A 16092-nucleotide genomic window follows, 5' to 3' on the forward strand; every position below is an offset into this window, starting at 1 on the left:
CTTACCCAGCCATTCGCTGCTTTACTGGCACAGACGGATGCACAGTAAGTGCGCTGCAACTCCCGGAGGATCCTTGAGCTCTCACCTAGCCGGCACTGACGCAGAACGGGCCGCAGGACTGCGGCGCATGAAAGCTGTGGCCACCGGGCTGCTCGGTGCGATGGCGGTGATTTTTGTCATCTCGTTCGCCCTGCAGGACGAGTACCCGTGGTTGCAATACGTACGGGCCGCGGCCGAGGGCGGGATGGTTGGAGCCCTGGCCGACTGGTTTGCTGTCACCGCGCTGTTCAAGCACCCGATGGGCATCAAGATCCCACACACCGCAATCATTCCGCGGAAGAAGGACCAAATTGGGGCGTCCCTCGGGCAGTTCGTCGAGGAGAATTTCCTGTCTGAGGCTGTGGTGCAGCAGAAACTGTCCACGGTGGGTATTGCGCAGAGAGCCGGCGTGTGGCTTGCCACCCCCGAAGGGTCGGACCGGGTAGCTACTGAGGGTGCGGCCCTGATTCGCGGCGTCTTTACCGTCCTGGACGACGACGCCGTCCAGTCGGTCATCGAGTCAATGGTCCGTAAGCACCTGCTCACTCCGCCCTGGGGTCCGCCCGCGGGAAAGATCGCCGAGCGGATTTTCGACGACGGTCACCACCATCAGCTGGTGGATCTGCTCGTGGATCGCGCAGCCGAATGGGTGGACGGCAACTATGACCTTGTCTCGGGGCTGGTGTCCCAGCGCTCCCCTACCTGGGTCCCCCAATTTGTGGACGGACTGGTGGGTGACAAGGTGTACGTGGAGCTGACCAAGTTCATGCGCGCTGTGCAGACCAGGCCAGACCACGACGTGCGTCTGTCCCTGGACAAATACCTCAAGGATTTGGCCCAGGACCTGCAGCATGACCCGGTGGTCATCGCCAAGGTCGAAGGCATGAAGGCGCAGCTCCTGGGCGACCCCCAGGTGCGCGATCTGGCCGCCCGCACCTGGACCACCATCAAGAAGGCACTCCTTGAGGCCGTCGACGACCCTGAGAGCGAACTGGCCCGTAACTTCAAGTCGGCGGTCCGGGACTTCGGGCGCCGGTTGTCCAGCGACGAGGAGCTGGCCGGGAAAGTGAACCGGTGGATCGCCGACGCTGCCGGGTACCTGGTGCGCACCTACCGCACCGACATCGCCGCGATCATCACCGAGACGGTAGGCCGCTGGGACGCCGTCGAGACCTCACACAAGATTGAACTACAGATCGGCAAGGACCTGCAGTTCATCAGGATCAACGGCACTGTGGTCGGCTCCCTCGCCGGCCTGGTGATTTTTACCGCTGCCCACGCGGTCTTCGGCTAACTCACCCGCTGATCTGCTGCCACCCGGAGTGTTCTTTATCGGCTTGCGCGCCCGATCCCGCCGATTGCCCCAGAAATATCTAGCGCGGCCGCCGCAACCGGGCGCGACTGGCTCACCTGTCGAGGTCTTGGACCAGCTCACCCGGTAGGACGCTGGGCGCCGGGCCGAAGGCCTGAGCCGTCGCGGCGACTACCGCCCGCCCCATCATGTGGTTGCCTGCACCGCCGACGACGGCGCCGATACCAAACGGAATCGCCCGCCCCAGGAGCGCGCCGCCCTGCTTCGCGAGCATCTTCCGCACGAACCGCCGCCGGATACTGTTCCCGATCGTGCGAGCGATCGGGGACGGCACTGCACCGCCGACCACAGTGCCCCAGTGCTCGGTGGCACCTCCGCCCGAACCGCGCAGCATGGCCTGAATGAGGGCGTTTCCTTCTTCGCCCATGAGGATGGCCATCACCATGGTCCTCGCGCGTTCCGGGTCGCCAGTCTGGACCCCGTGGAGTTCAGCGATGGACTGGGCGTAAAGGGCTGTGGCTTCAAGGAAGCCAACGGTTGCTGCGGCAGAGAGCCCTAACGACGCGATGGTCCCGATAGCGGGCACGACCGCGGTTGCGCCTACCCCGGCACCCGTGACGGTAATTACCGTGAGATAGTGGCGTTCCAGGTCCGAGCTAATCTCGGCGGCGGTCGCCTGCGGGTTCTTTGCGTACATCCGGCGCAGATTCGCCAGGACCAGCGGTCGCTGCACCTCAATTGCACGTTCGATGGTTCGCTGGATGCCCGGCTTGGGCTTTCCCTGCTTATCAAAGAGAGCTCCATTAGCCATCCGCGACGCTGGGTTGAGGTTAGGCAGTTTCATTGCTGGATTCCTTCAGTTGGGCGCAACGCGTTGCCACAGCGCACACGAATGGGGCCGAAAATACACAAAAAACGCCGCCGGGCTGCCCCGGCGGCGTTTTCAAAGTGCAGCGGCTGAATTAGGCGCGTGACTTGCGGCCGGTGATGGCGCCGTAGACAACCAGCACGATCAGTGCGCCACCGATGGCCAGCAGCCATGACGAGATCGAGAAGAATTCGTTCATGTCGGCGTTGAAGAGTGCGCTGCCGATGAAGCCGCCGAGCAGTGCGCCAATAACGCCAAGAATGAGGGTGATGACCCACCCACCGGCCTGCTTGCCCGGGAGAATGAGCTTGGCGATTGCGCCAGCGATAAGGCCTAGAAGAAGGAATGCGAAGAAACCCATGAAGTACTCCTTGTAATCGGGTCTTGTCTACGAGTGATACGTATAACAAAAGTGCTGTAATGCAGGATGTCCCCACACAAGCTTCTAGCCATCCTACTTCATCAGCGTGCTTAGTTTTAAGTTAAAGCGGTGTCGAGTTCATTAAACCTCTTGCGCAGGGTTTTTCAAACGACCACGCCGGTATTGATTTGATAACACTTAATTGACCCACAAACCGCATCCTCCGATGCCGATCGCCATACAGGCGCCTATGCGCCTGCCATCTGTCTACAGTTCAACCCTCACGGCAAATTTTCCTCGGACCCCCGCGTAACGAGGGAGTACAGGACAATTGGAGATTTGGGTCTTCAACCGTGTTCATTGCACGGTGCGCAGTTCTTGCTTTTGCAATTCTGACGTTACGGATTCATCACCTCTGGCGTGGCGGGTTAGTAGCCCCTCGGAGGTGGCGTGGCCCAGCATGTCACCGCATCAAGGCCCAGCTAACGGCATCCATCGCGCGCCGGGATACCAATAGTGTCGCTGACCGGACGCCTGCCCGGTGACGCTTCCTCCTCGCCACAAAGTGATTGACAAACAAAGATAAACGCAGATATAGTCACTCAATCAGACATTTACTGTGATGGTAGTCACCACTGCGAGGAGGCCGCAATGTTCGCCGAGGAACGCCACAGCAAGATCGCCACTCTCGTGGCAGCAGAAGGTCGGGTCAGTGTCGCCGAGCTCTCCGAGCGTTTCAACATCACCAGGGAAACGGTCAGGCGTGATCTTGCCCTCCTGGAGGATGCGGGAATCCTGCGTCGGGTCCATGGCGGGGCGGTGACGGGTGGGAACAGCAGCACCAGTGAGCTCAGCCTGGACAGCCGCGAGGCCCAGCATCAGCCAGAAAAGGCGCGGATCGCCAAAGCCGCCCTCGCTATGGTTCCCCACATCGGATCCATAGTGCTCGACGCAGGCACCACCACCGGCCACCTCGCCGACTTACTGGCCCATGAGAACCGGGATGACCTCGTCGTGATCACCCACGCCGTCCCGATTGCCCAGGCGATCGCATTGTCCAGCCTGCACCTCGAACTGGTCGGAGGGCGGGTCAGGGGACTGACCAGCGCCGCCGTCGGAAGCCACACGATCGACCGGTTCAACGGGTACCGCCCGGACATCGCGTTTATCGGAGCTAACGGCGTCCACTCCACCTTCGGCCTCAGCACCCCAGACCCTGATGAGGCGTCAGTTAAAACGGCTATCGTCAGGTCGGCGCGCAGGGTCATCGCCGTCATCGACGCCTCGAAACTCGAGCAGGAGACTCTGGTGGGATTCGCCGCACTCGCCGACATTGACACCCTGGTCACCGACCAGACCCCCGCACCCGCGTTGGCTGCAGCGCTGGCTGACGCCGACGTCGAGGTGGTGGTCGCGTGATCATCACGCTGACCGTCAACCCTAGCCTCGACCGAACCGTAGAACTGGCAAAGGAGCTCATCCGGGGTGAAGTGCAGCGTGCCACTGCCGCCCACCAGGAACCGGGCGGAAAAGGAGTCAACGTCTGCCGCGCCCTCTGCGCCTCCGAAGTTCCCGCGACCGCGGTGCTCCCTGGGGATCCTGACGATCCCGTACTGGTGGGCCTCCGCGCCGCCGGAGTCCCGTTCAGAAGCGTCCCCATCGGCACCCCGCTGCGCAGCAACATCACTCTAACTGAGCAGGGCGGGACCACCACCAAAATCAACGAGCCTGGACCGCTGCTCGGCGCCTCTGAACTCACCGCCTTGCTGGACGTGGTGCTGGCCGAGTGTTCCGGGGCAACCTGGCTGGTCCTGGCCGGATCCCTCCCACCAGGTGTCCCTACGACCTTCTACGCCACGGTGATCGACGCAGTCCGCAAGCGCTACCCGGACACAGCACCGCTGATCGCCGTCGATTCATCCGGCGCCCCGCTCATCGACACGCTTGCCGCAGGGGTAAGGCCGGATCTATTGAAACCCAATGCGGAAGAGCTCGCCGAACTGAGCGGCGTTGCCGACGGCGATGCTCTCGAAGCCGATCCGGCTCTTGCCGCCGCCGCAGCAGCCACTTTGGTGGGCGCCGGCGTCGGCACTGTCCTCGCAACCCTGGGCGCGCGCGGCGCACTCCTGGTGACCGCCCACGAAGCGTGGCAGGCAACTCATCCACCGGTCGCCACCCGCTCCACGGTCGGTGCCGGCGATTCGGCCCTCGCCGGGTACCTGCTGGCCCATACCGGCGGCGGCTCGCCCGAACACTGCCTGCGACAGGCGGTTGCCCACGGCTCAGCCGCGGCGGCCTTACCGGGATCCACCGTCCCCAGCCTCAGCCAAACCACCCCGGACGCCGTCACCACCCGGCGGCTTTACCTCCCCTACGCTTCAACCGACGCACCGCTCGATGCACCACTTCCAAAGGAGGAAGATCAATGGCACAGCTAATCACCACCGACCTGGTCACGCTTGATCAGGACTTGGGCTCTGACCGGCAGCAGGTGATCCGCCAGCTAGCAGATCAGGTTGCCGCCAACGGCCGGGCTACCGGCGCTGACGGCCTCTACACCGACGCGCTGGCCCGCGAACAGAAGACCGCCACCGGAATACCCGGCGGCATCGCTATCCCCCACTGCCGGTCCACCTCGGTCACCGAGCCCACCCTCGCCATGGCGCGGCTCAATCCACCAGTGGACTTCGGCGCCAAGGATGGCCCGGCCGATCTGGTGTTCTTTATCGCGGCACCCGACGGCGCCGACCAGGAACACCTCAAACTCCTGTCCAAGCTGGCCCGGTCGCTGATCAAGAAGGATTTCACAGCAGCTCTCCGCGCCGCGGCCACTCCGCAGGACGTCGTCGACCTCGTCCAGGGCGCCCTCGACGCCGGCCCCCGCCAGAGCTCCGGCGGTGCAACCCCACCAGCAGCACCGCGCCGCCTGGTGGCGGTCACCGCCTGCCCCACCGGAATCGCCCACACCTACATGGCAGCCGACTCGCTGGTCGCCGCAGCCAAGGAGCGCGGGGTTGACCTCCAGGTCGAAACCCAGGGGTCCTCCGGCGCCACTCCCCTACCCCCCGGGGTGATCGCCGCCGCCGACGCGGTAATCTTCGCCGTCGACGTCGACGTGCGTGACAGGAACCGTTTCGCCGGGAAGCCAGTCATCACCTCCCCAGTCAAACGGGGCATCGATGAACCGGGACTCATGGTCGAGGAGGCGCTAGCCGCCGCCGACAACCCCGATGCGCGGCGCGTCCAGGGATCCGCCGACCCTCAGGCCCAACAGACCGACGACGACGGCGAAAGTGTGGGACGCAAGCTCAAGCGCGTACTGCTGACCGGTGTTAGCTACATGATTCCGTTTGTCGCAGGCGGCGGTCTCCTGATTGCCCTGGGCTTCCTGCTCGCAGGCTACGAAATTGCCTTGTCGAATGCCGACGGCGTGGGCAATGGCGACGCGATGCTCGCCCAATACTCCCTCGTCAACCTGCCGCCGGAGGGCCTCGCAGTCTTCCTGGGGGCTGTCTTCTTCAAGATCGGAGCCCTGTCAATGGGCTTCCTCGTCCCGGCCCTGGCCGGCTACATCGCCTATGCGCTGGCCGACCGGCCAGGCATCGCCCCCGGTTTCGTTGCCGGTGCTGTGGCAGGCTTCATGGGCGCTGGATTCCTCGGCGGCATCGTCGGCGGTCTGCTTGCCGGCTATATCGCCCTAATGATCGGACGGATCAAGGTGCCGCGCTGGCTCCGGAGCCTGATGCCGGTGGTCATCATCCCGCTGCTGGCTTCCATCGCTGCATCGGGCCTCCTGATCCTGATCCTTGGCGGACCAATCGCCGCACTGACCAACGCGCTGAACGACTTCCTCTCCGGAATGACCGGAGCAGCAGCTGTACTCCTCGGAGCAATCCTGGGCCTGATGATGGCCATCGACCTCGGCGGACCAATCAACAAGGTAGCCTATTCGTTCGCCGTCGCTGGACTCGGTGCGGGAGCGGTAGCCAACCAGGCTCCGTGGCAGATCATGGCGGCCGTCATGGCCGCCGGCATGGTCCCACCGCTGGCCATGGCACTCGCCACCGTCCTGGACCGCCGCCGTTTCTCAGTGGCCGAACGGGAAAACGGGAAGGCAGCCTGGCTGCTGGGCGCAGCGTTCATCTCCGAAGGCGCGATTCCCTTTGCAGCGGTGGACCCGCTCCGCGTCATCCCCGCGAGCATGCTCGGGTCGGCGGTGACCGGAGCCATCGTGATGGGCTCCGGTGTCACTTCGCAGGCACCCCACGGCGGTATCTTCGTCTTCTTTGCGATCGGGAATGTCGCTATGTTTGTGGTGGCTATCATTGTGGGCACCATCATCTCGGCAGTCGCAGTGGTTGCCCTGAAGCGCTTCGCCACGCGGAAGACCGAAGACACCCCTGTCGCCGAGACGGTCGCCGCCTAACCGAACCCCGGAGGGTAGTTCAATGACGAGACTTACCGGAGTCGGGGTTAGCCCCGGCCGTGTGATCGGGCCTGTGCTGCAGATGCCCGGCAGCGTGACCGAACCACCCTCGGATGAGCGGTGGGGTCAGGACACCACCGCCGACGCCGAAACGGCCCGGCTGAAGTCCGCTTCCAAAGCGGTCCAGGCCGAGCTGAAGCGTCGCGCCGAGGTCGCATCGGAGGATGCGAGCGCCGTCTTGGAGGCCACGGCGATGATGGCCACCGACCCGATGCTGCTGAAGTCGGCGACCAAGCTCATCGCCGCCGGCGCCTCCGCTGAACGCTCGGTGTGGGACGCCGGATCGGCTGTTGCCGAGATGCTGCGGGGCCTCGGCGGGTACATGGCCGAGCGCACCCAGGACGTCCACGACGTGCGGGCACGGCTGGTCGCTGAACTTCGCGGGCTTCCCGCTCCGGGCATTCCGACGTCGGACCAGCCCTTCATCCTCGCTGCCGAGGACCTTGCCCCGGCGGATACAGCAACCCTCGATTCCTCCAAAGTGCTGGCGCTGATCACCAGCAGCGGCGGACCCCAGTCGCACACGGCCATTCTGGCCCGCGCGTTGGGACTGCCTGCGGTGGTGGCGGCGCTCGGTGCGGAAGCCATCAAAGCCGGGACCGTGGTGTACGTGGACGGCGCCACCGGCAGCATTGTCACTGAACCCGGTGACGATGAGCGTTCGGCGGCTGCCCGGTGGGTGGAGCAGTCGGCAGCGCTCGGCACGTTCAACGGGACGGGTGCCACAGCCGACGGGCATCTAGTGCCGTTACTGGCAAATGTCGGGTCCGGCAAGGACGCACGCGCAGCGGCAGCGGCGGGGGCGGAGGGCGTAGGCCTGCTGCGCACCGAATTCTGTTTCCTCGATCGTGAGACTGAGCCCAGCGGAGACGAGCAGACCGCAGCGTATCGGGAGGTCTTCGACGCGTTCCCGGGCCGGAAAGTGGTGGTGAGGACCCTCGATGCCGGTGCTGACAAGCCGCTGCCTTTCCTCACCGACGCCTCGGAGCCCAACCCGGCGCTGGGCGTCAGGGGATACCGGACGGGGTCCATTAGCGCCGGCGTCCTGACCCGCCAGTTGCAGGCAATCGCCCGTGCCGCAGCGGATACCGAAGCTGAGGTGTGGGTGATGGCGCCGATGATCTCCACCGCCGCGGAGGCCGAAGCCTTCGGCGGGCTGTGCCTGGCGGAAGGCCTGACCCAGCCCGGAGTGATGGTCGAAGTACCGTCAGCGGCACTGACGGCAGAGGCAATCCTGCACCATGTGGGATTCGCTTCCCTGGGTACCAATGACCTCACCCAGTACACGATGGCCGCTGACCGGCAGCTAGGCCAACTGGCCGCGCTGAACGACTCCTGGCAGCCTGCAGTGCTTCAACTGGTCAAGCTCACCGTCGCCGGCGCGGAGTCTGCAGCTGCAGACACGGGGGCCGAGAAACCGGTGGGTGTATGCGGTGAGGCCGCAGCGGATCCGGCCCTCGCCGTCGTGCTGGTGGGTCTGGGTGTCCAGACCCTCTCCATGTCGGCCAGGTCGCTCCCCACCGTCGCGGCGGTGCTCGCCTCGGTGACCCGCCACGAAGCCCAGGAACTCGCGGCCCTGGCTCTTGCCGCTCCCACTGCCGATTCGGGGCGTACCGCCGTGCGCGAACGGCTCCCCATTCTGAAAACCCTGGGCCAGTAAGCGCCCTAACCAAGGAGGAAACCCTATGTCAGAACGCAAAGCCACGGTGGCGAGCCGAGTGGGCCTGCACGCCCGCCCAGCAGCCATCTTCGCCGAGGCCGCCGGTGAGCTTCCCATGGAAGTCACCATCGCTTTGGAAGGCGAGCCGGTTGAAGACGCGATGGATGCGTCAAGCATCTTGTCGCTGATGGGCCTCGGGGCCTCCCACGGCGACGTCGTCGTGCTGCGTGCCGACGGCGATGGCGCCGAGGAGGCCCTAGAGACTCTGGCGAAAATTCTGGAGACCGACCACGACGCCGAGTGACACTGGGCGCGGGTCTGGGCTCCGCCGGCAATCGGTGACGTGATTGGCGCGGGCTGGATGTGGTAGCGCTGGAAAGCCACTACCAAGATCGCTGGCGCAGGCCAGAGTTGCTCCCGAATATGGGACGACGGGCCGGCCGAAGAAGCGCTACGCCTGGACCGGGTAACCCGGTCGGGAACGGGTAGGTGCGTCCACCCGTTCTAATGGACGCCCCACCCCGCACCGTAGCTCCGCTGTCCCCCATGGCTAAGCAGAGTTACATAATCATTATTTTGGCACACGATGATGAAAACGTGAATACCTTTGGTGTAATCAATCACCAAAACGTCAAATTCTAGGCAAGTTGATTCTCCTGCGGCGACGATTCGGTGCGCCGTCGCGCAGCCCAGATGATTGTGAGACCGGTCGTGACTAGCAGGATGGCGCCGAACGGGAGGAGAACCTCCCACATACCCAGGTCGCCCACTGTAAACCGAGCCACTGCGAAAAAGGTGACAGCACCAAAACCGACCGCCAACAACGCCGACGCACCCCGATGTGCGGTCCTGCCGGTTGGGTTCGCAACGCCTCTAAGGGCGGGCACGATCAGGCAAGCCGCAACGTATGCCGGATAGAGTCGGCCTGCTTCGGCGTAGTACCTCACGGTGCTTTGCTCTGAGTAGGCGAACAAGCCCGTTGAACTTTCGGGGAGGTCGCTGAGGACGAACAGCGCGACGGTAACCAGTACAAAAAGACCCAAAACCGCCAAGCCAACCGGTCCAATAATCAGCCACCGCGTTCGGGGCGATCTGAAGGCGGCAGCGATTCTGATGCCCAGCAGGACAACAATCGCGAAAAGTGAGAGTCTGAGGATCAGGTTGGCGATGTTGATGCCGCCCAGGAACCCATCAACCGGCAAGTAGATCTGCGGCAGACTCAGCCCCACAGCAACAACGAGCAGCACCAAAGCGACGAACACGCCGCTCCCCCTGCCGCGGACAGCGTCCGGTAGCCGCAATAAGGCGAACACGATGCATAGTGCCAGCACCGTCCATTGGATTACCTGCTCACTCATCCGAGGTTCTCCCATAGGTCGCGATCCCGGCTATGCGCCAGTTCAAGTTTCTTGAGTGACTTACCGAGCACGTCGAGGCGGTCCCTCGCAAGCAGGACCAGATCTGCGTCCTGCATGACGCTCAGCGCCCGGCGCCTTCCGTTGGCCGGCCAGCTCCCCTCGCCGGGCGTGAGCAGACCGGTAACGACCAGCCCGCTCGCCAGTGATACCCCGGCAAGCCGGGCAGCCGCCAAAGCCAGTTCGGGGGTTAGCCGTCCGGCAGTGAGCTGCGCCGAAAGGTTCTGGGGTGCGATGCCGGTTCCGTCCGCCAGTCCCTGGCGGAGGTCACCACGATCGATAGCATCGATCCATGCCCGCACCGAGTTCCGGTGCGGGAAGGAAGCCAGATCGAGCTGGACTGCCCGCCCCACCACCTCCTTGTCCTGGCTGCGGGCCACGACGAGTCGGAGGATGTCGATGTGGGAGACCTGGCTGATCAGTTCGGCGTCAGTCGGTTCCCGGATCCCACCCGGAAGGTCGCGGTAGCCATCAAAATCGCCAAGCTCCTGCACGGGATGGAGGTGGTAGGCGCGGGCGATGCCGACGATCGTGCTGGTGGCCACCTTCCCACGGACCAGCTGCTGACCCAGGGTTGACCTTTTGATCCCCGCCTTACGGCACACATCCGAAACGGTATCGTCTGGCGCAATCCGGGATCGCCACAGCTGGAAGGACTTAGCTGTGACAGCCATTACCACCCCTTAATTGGACTTCCCCCGCTCGATTTGAAGTATACTGAGGTTGCTGGCTCCCCATTCTGCGATTCCCCCATACGCAGAACGCGGAGCCAGTCTCAATTTAACCCTCCAATGGCCCGAAGAATTACCAGCGCGCCTTCTTCTCGGTTTTGCCCTGCTTCCCGCTGCGGTGAACCGGCTGATGATTGGGCCCGGTGCTTCGGGACCCGGCGAGTTTTCCAAAATCCGGATTTTTCTTTTCCAGCGCGAGCTTGGCCCTGGGATCGTCCTGAAGTTTTCTCGCTGCCGACTCGGACAGGTGTACTGCCACGTCCGGGGTGTGGTCTTTGGTGTCGTTTTTGGGTTGCTCGGTCATGGAGATCCTTAGATGGTCGACTGCCGAACGATGTTCAGCTGCTGCTGTGGTGGATAAGAAACGCCACTCGGAGGCACTGCCTCAACAAGTGTGGTTTTCGATCAGAGAAGAAGCACTGAAAGGACTACTCGAAAGTTATTGTTCTCATGCAGCTAAACCTACACGACGCCTCCGGCGTCGGCCAGAGCTCCCAGCCCTGGCCGCTAGGTGAGCGTGTGGCGCTTGCTGCCTACAACCTGACTGCTTACCACCCCGGCAGCGGTCTCGGCAGCTGCGAGGGCCGCTTCGAGGCGTGCCACAGCCGACTCATACTCAGGCGCTACTGAGCTGCCGTCGTCGAACCTGACCCGTGACAGCGCTGCGGCCCGCATTGATCGGATCAGCTGGGACGTGTCGCTGCGGGAGAGATCCGTCATCGCCGGAAAGTCGATGGCCGCTGCCGGATCAAGTTCGTAGGTGACCCATTGCTGAAGGACCCGCTCGTGGCGGGCACGCAGGTTCTCGCCCTCGCGGCGGATCGCCTCGGCGTCGAGCGATGCCCGGCGTTCCCGCTCGCCTCGCCATAGCCAACCGGCTGCCAGGCCGCCGCAGAGCAGCGCCGCGGCGGTGACCATTCCTTCGCTCCCCGGAATGGTTGCTGCGGCTGCAATCACCGCGAGGACAACGGCCACGAATCCGGAGAACCCGTACCAAAACAGGGAGTCGACGTCGTCATTACGCTTGAGGGAGCCAGCCAAGACCGCCGCGGTGATAGCGGTGAGCATTCCCACCACTGCGACGGCGATCGTCGCCTGGATGACGAAACTGGCAAGGTCCATCGGTCTTCCTCCCGGCGGGGCCGAGGTTCACGGACCGAGGGTGGCCGAAAACGTAGCGTCCCTTGTGGAATTACCTACTATCCATTGCAGACGCTCAAACGGTCCGAGTCAATCCCCAGTTTCTTCATGAACGCACAGAATCCCCGCCGTTACGATGGACGGCGGGGATTCCATGATCGGGTTTCCCACAATTGTGGGCCCTGAGGGGCTCGAACCCTCGACCCACGGATTAAAAGTCCGATGCTCTACCATCTGAGCTAAAGGCCCGCATCACCCCACACCACCGAAGTGGTCGAAATGACCTGCCTACATTATCGCATCCTGCCCCGGTGTGCAGAACGCGGCCCCTACCGGCGGTGATGAGGGGCCGGCGGTGAGGTCAGCCAACGGCCGGTTCGACAATCCGCAGTGCCTTCACCAGCCGACGGTACAGGTCATCGCTGGCCAACAGCTCGCTGTGGGTACCGCTGGCCCTGATGGCAGTGGTGGCAGTGATGGCACCATCGACTCCGAGATGTCGCCGGACTGGGTCGAAGGGGTGCTCTGGGCTCTGCTCTGCAACGGATGGAGCCACCAGGTAAGGCTGGCCTGCCACAACTCACGGTGTTGCGAATGATCCTGAGCAGTCTTGACGGGGCGGTGGGTCCGAAAGCCGCCCGGGCCGGTGACTCTGGCACTGAGGGAAACGGCAGGAGTATCCTCAGTTCATGAGCGGTAACTACGAAAACCAGAGTCCACGGCACCACAAGCCCAAGCCATTCGCGCCGCTGGACTTTGAAGTTTTCGCCGGCGGTGCAGATCCGTCGCGAGTGTCCGAAGCCGCCCACCTTTCAGCGCATGCTCTGGTCCATCATGGCCGCCTCGCTGACGATCCAGGGATCACCCAGCGGCTGGTCGAACTGGCCGATCAGCAGGGTCTTGAGGCGATCGCCGAAATGTGGGCGGAAAGCCCCGCGCGTTCCCTCCCGGGCGCCCTATGGCGGCTCTACGCGCTCCGCGCCGCCACCCAGCAGGATCCTGAGCGCATTGCCTCCTACTTCGAGTCCGGCAAGGATGTGGCGCAGGTCTCAAATGTCATTGCGGGCGTCGCGGAGCCCCCCGGCGCCGAGGAGGTCAGGTCCATGGCGGACACCATTCTCTCGGGTGCCTTTGAGGGCGAGTTTGACGTGGCGCTGGAACGCTTCGCCGCGTTCTGCCGGGTCATTGCCCTGGGGCAGACCCATCACGCCGACGACGCCGAATCCGTCAACGGCGCGCATGCCGCCAAGTTGACGCGCAATTCCCATCAGCTCATTAAAACCGCTGAAGATCTGGAACATGCGGCGGCGTCATGGCGTCGGGGCGAACTCGACTAGCTGGCGGTGTTTCTGGGGCCAATGTTGACATGAGCGCACCGAGGGAGAACACTGAAAGTGGTGTCGGACTGTGGAACCCCCGGGCTTCAACATTTAGCCGCTTCGAGCGGCCTTCCGCCGAGAGGCGCTCCCGGTTCGGCACCATTTTTGTGTTGTTAGCGCCGAATTCCGGGTAAATGGCGGTGCAACAGGCCGTTCGGACATGGAGTGTCCGGCCAAAATAAGCCTCCACGGGACTGTCGGTTATTCTTAGGCAGCAACTCATGTCCGATGCCCGAGCAGGTTAGGTAGCCCCCCGTGAAGCTTCGCCTCTTTCCGCAGGAGGACGCCGGCCTTGTCCTGCTCTCCGACATGGCGCAGCAACTCGTACTGGGCGTGCGCACCATGTCGGGAATCCTCGGGGCCACAACCCGCGACTACGACCGCCTAGCCGAAGAATTGCACCAGCACGAGGCCAACTCAGCTGAACTGCATTACGCGTTGCTCACCTCGATGCGCAGCAGCTTCGTCAACCCGCTCCCCAGGGAAGACCTCTACGCCCTGTCCCGGCTTTTGAACGAAGCAATCGAGAAGCTCGACGGCGCCGCCGAGCTCATTTCCCTGTACCAGCTCAGCAAGCTGAGCCGCCGGGCCACCGAGCAACTTGAGGTGATCACCCGCCAGTCGGAGCTGACTGCTGCGGCAATGAAACGCCTGAACTCGATGGACGAGCTGGAGGAGTACTGGATTGAAATCCTTCGGCTAGCCAAACGCGCCGAACGCACCCACCGGATCTGGTGCTCGGAACTCCTCAACGATCACAAGCCGCTGGTCTACGCGCGGCACCGTGACGTGGCCAATCAGCTTGTCGACGTCACCAAGGACATCCGCAAGGTGGCCACTCACGTGGGTAGCATCCTCGTCAAGGAATCATAGGTGGACCTGTTCCTCCTCGGCGCCGTCGTGATGCTGGCCGGAGGTTTTGCCTTTCTCAACGGGTTCCACGACGTCTCCAATTCGGTCGCCGCGGCAGTGCGCACCAGGGCCCTGACCCCTACTGTCGCCGTCCTCCTGGCTGCGTTCTTCAACCTGATTGGCGCGCTCCTCGGCACCGGCGTCGCACTCCTGTTCACCGGGGACGCGTTGAGCGTTCCGCCGGGGAGCGTTGGCCTCGGAATCCTCGTTGCAGGTCTCCTTGCTGCGATTAGCTGGGGTGTTCTCACCTGGTACCGGGGCAAGCCGTCGTCGTCCACCCATGCTCTCATCGGAGGTTTGATCGGCTCCGGCGGGGCATCGACCCTGATCGGGGGCGGGTCAATCACCGATACGGAACATATGTTCCTCCTGCAGATCGCACTGCCACTGATCCTTTCACCCCTGGTGGCATACCTGCTGGCCTACCTGGCGGTATTTCCCGCCATCTGGCTCTTACGGTACAGCCCGCCCCAGAAGGTGAACTCAGGTAGCAGACTGGCGCAGTCGGTGCTGGCGGGGGTCTTCGCGCTGGGTCACGGGCTGCAGGACGGACAGCGGACCATGGCGGTGATCGTCCTGGCCCTCGTGGGCAGCGGCATCGCAACGGGCACCGGGATCCCCCTCTGGGTGCAGATCTTCGCAGCGGTACTGCTCGCTATCGGATCACTCTTCGGCGGCTGGCGGATTACCCACACCCTGTCGCACCGGCTGGTGCGGATGGATCCGCTGCGCGGGATGACGGCCCAGGGCGTCAGCTCGGCAATGCTCTTTATGGGCTCGATATCCCTGTCGATGCCACTCTCCAGCACCCACACGATGACTTCGGCGATCCTCGGTGCGGGGGCCAATCAACGATTTCCCACTATTCGCGGCCGCGAAGTGGTGAAGGTGCTGCTCGTGTGGTTCTCGACGGCGGCGGTGACCGCACTGATCGGCGCGGTCCTTTTCCTGGCGATGAGTCCGCTCCTCTAGACCGGCAAAGCCGGACAGACATGACTCAGCCAAACCGGCCGGAGACGTAGTCCTCGGTGGATTTCTCCCGGGGGTTGTTGAAGATGTCGGCGGTGTTGCCGAACTCGATCATCTTTCCCGGCTTGCCGGTTGCCGCGATGTTGAAGAATGCGGTCTTGTCCGAAACCCGGGCAGCCTGTTGCATGTTGTGGGTGACAATCGCGACCGTGTAGTCGGTTTTCAGCTCGTTGATGAGATCCTCGATGGCGAGCGTGGAGATGGGGTCGAGAGCCGAGCAGGGCTCGTCCATCAGGATAACCTCCGGTGATACCGCGATGGCTCGGGCGATACACAGGCGCTGCTGCTGCCCACCAGACAACCCAGAGCCGGGCCGGTCAAGGCGATCCTTCACTTCGTTCCACAGGTTGGCGCCCCGCAGTGACTTCTCCACCAGCGCGTCGGCGTCGGACTTGCTGATGCGCTTGCTGTTCAGTTTGACGCCGGCAAGCACGTTGTCCCTGATGGACATGGTGGGAAACGGGTTTGGGCGCTGGAAGACCATACCGATCTGGCTCCGCACGTGAACCGGGTCAACGGCGTCGTCGTACAGGTCATCGCCGTCGAGCAGCACCTCACCCTCGACACGGGCGCCGGGGATTACCTCGTGCATCCGGTTCAATGTCCGCAGGAAAGTCGACTTACCGCAGCCGGATGGGCCGATGAAGGCGGTGACGGAACTGGCTTCAATGGTGACGTTGACGTCCTCTACGGCGAGAAATTTGCTGTAGTAGACGTTCAAGTCCTTGACGTCGATACGCTTAGACATCTAAATCCTTAG

Annotated in this window: 17 protein-coding genes and 1 tRNA gene; 9 read left to right on the forward strand and 9 right to left on the reverse strand. The window is 63.5% G+C overall.

Annotated features, from left to right (window positions below; all coding sequences use genetic code 11):
* Positions 1-37: 37 nt before the first annotated feature.
* A complete protein-coding gene (locus ACX80G_RS04880; protein ID WP_459306036.1) occupies positions 38-1333 on the forward strand; it encodes a DUF445 domain-containing protein in 1296 nt (431 codons plus the stop codon).
* 112 nt (positions 1334-1445) lie between these two features.
* Here ACX80G_RS04880 and ACX80G_RS04885 read toward each other — a convergent pair whose 3' ends face one another.
* A complete protein-coding gene (locus ACX80G_RS04885; protein ID WP_459306037.1) occupies positions 1446-2195 on the reverse strand; it encodes a hypothetical protein in 750 nt (249 codons plus the stop codon).
* A gap of 118 nt (positions 2196-2313) precedes the next feature.
* Positions 2314-2580: a GlsB/YeaQ/YmgE family stress response membrane protein gene (locus ACX80G_RS04890; protein WP_459306039.1), complete on the reverse strand. Its 267-nt coding sequence runs from the start codon at positions 2578-2580 to the stop codon at positions 2314-2316.
* 651 nt (positions 2581-3231) lie between these two features.
* On the opposite strand from ACX80G_RS04890, the gene ACX80G_RS04895 reads away from it, so the two are divergent.
* The 5 genes from ACX80G_RS04895 to ACX80G_RS04915 are packed head-to-tail and all read left to right on the forward strand — an operon-like array spanning position 3232 to position 9030.
* On the forward strand, positions 3232-3999 hold the full coding sequence (locus ACX80G_RS04895; RefSeq protein ID WP_459306040.1) for a DeoR/GlpR family DNA-binding transcription regulator: 768 nt from the start codon (positions 3232-3234) through the stop codon (positions 3997-3999).
* Entirely contained in the window at positions 3996-5018 is a 1023-nt protein-coding gene (locus ACX80G_RS04900; protein ID WP_459306042.1) for a 1-phosphofructokinase family hexose kinase, read from the forward strand. Before ACX80G_RS04895 ends, ACX80G_RS04900 begins: the two co-directional genes overlap by 4 nt.
* The gene (locus ACX80G_RS04905; RefSeq protein ID WP_459306044.1) at positions 5006-7006 is read left to right on the forward strand and encodes a PTS fructose transporter subunit IIABC; all 2001 of its coding nucleotides are present in this window, start codon (positions 5006-5008) and stop codon (positions 7004-7006) included. The genes ACX80G_RS04900 and ACX80G_RS04905 overlap by 13 nt, the downstream gene beginning before the upstream one ends.
* A 22-nt stretch (positions 7007-7028) precedes the next feature.
* Entirely contained in the window at positions 7029-8726 is a 1698-nt protein-coding gene (gene ptsP, locus ACX80G_RS04910) for a phosphoenolpyruvate--protein phosphotransferase (RefSeq protein ID WP_459306046.1), read from the forward strand.
* A gap of 25 nt (positions 8727-8751) precedes the next feature.
* The gene (locus ACX80G_RS04915) at positions 8752-9030 is read left to right on the forward strand and encodes an HPr family phosphocarrier protein (RefSeq protein WP_459306048.1); all 279 of its coding nucleotides are present in this window, start codon (positions 8752-8754) and stop codon (positions 9028-9030) included.
* 334 nt (positions 9031-9364) lie between these two features.
* Here ACX80G_RS04915 and ACX80G_RS04920 read toward each other — a convergent pair whose 3' ends face one another.
* The 6 genes from ACX80G_RS04920 to ACX80G_RS04945 form a co-directional block, all read right to left on the reverse strand.
* Positions 9365-10084 (reverse strand): hypothetical protein, encoded by a 720-nt coding sequence (locus ACX80G_RS04920; RefSeq protein ID WP_459306050.1) that lies wholly within the window; start codon positions 10082-10084, stop codon positions 9365-9367.
* Positions 10081-10815, reverse strand: coding sequence for a hypothetical protein (locus ACX80G_RS04925; RefSeq protein WP_459306051.1), 735 nt, complete (start codon positions 10813-10815; stop codon positions 10081-10083). Before ACX80G_RS04925 ends, ACX80G_RS04920 begins: the two co-directional genes overlap by 4 nt.
* A gap of 130 nt (positions 10816-10945) precedes the next feature.
* Positions 10946-11176: a hypothetical protein gene (locus ACX80G_RS04930; RefSeq protein WP_459306053.1), complete on the reverse strand. Its 231-nt coding sequence runs from the start codon at positions 11174-11176 to the stop codon at positions 10946-10948.
* Between the two features lie 203 nt (positions 11177-11379).
* A complete protein-coding gene (locus tag ACX80G_RS04935; protein WP_459306054.1) occupies positions 11380-11994 on the reverse strand; it encodes a hypothetical protein in 615 nt (204 codons plus the stop codon).
* Between the two features lie 194 nt (positions 11995-12188).
* Positions 12189-12261, reverse strand: a tRNA-Lys gene (locus ACX80G_RS04940).
* Positions 12262-12373: 112 nt separating this feature from the next.
* Positions 12374-12568, reverse strand: a complete 195-nt coding sequence (locus tag ACX80G_RS04945) for a hypothetical protein (protein ID WP_459306056.1) — start codon at positions 12566-12568, stop codon at positions 12374-12376.
* 133 nt (positions 12569-12701) lie between these two features.
* Between ACX80G_RS04945 and ACX80G_RS04950 the strand changes: the two genes are divergently transcribed.
* The 3 genes from ACX80G_RS04950 to ACX80G_RS04960 all read left to right on the forward strand — a co-directional run bounded on the left by ACX80G_RS04950 (position 12702) and on the right by ACX80G_RS04960 (position 15275).
* Complete coding sequence (locus ACX80G_RS04950; protein WP_459306058.1) at positions 12702-13349, forward strand: hypothetical protein; 648 nt, start codon at positions 12702-12704, stop codon at positions 13347-13349.
* 297 nt (positions 13350-13646) lie between these two features.
* The gene (locus tag ACX80G_RS04955) at positions 13647-14264 is read left to right on the forward strand and encodes a DUF47 domain-containing protein (RefSeq protein ID WP_459306060.1); all 618 of its coding nucleotides are present in this window, start codon (positions 13647-13649) and stop codon (positions 14262-14264) included.
* Complete coding sequence (locus ACX80G_RS04960; RefSeq protein ID WP_459306062.1) at positions 14265-15275, forward strand: inorganic phosphate transporter; 1011 nt, start codon at positions 14265-14267, stop codon at positions 15273-15275.
* A gap of 25 nt (positions 15276-15300) precedes the next feature.
* On the opposite strand, the gene pstB is transcribed toward ACX80G_RS04960, so the two are convergent.
* Positions 15301-16080, reverse strand: a complete 780-nt coding sequence (pstB, locus tag ACX80G_RS04965) for a phosphate ABC transporter ATP-binding protein PstB (protein WP_459306064.1) — start codon at positions 16078-16080, stop codon at positions 15301-15303.
* Positions 16081-16092: the final 12 nt, after the last annotated feature.

The sequence above is a fragment of the Arthrobacter glycogeni genome (assembly GCF_054510815.1).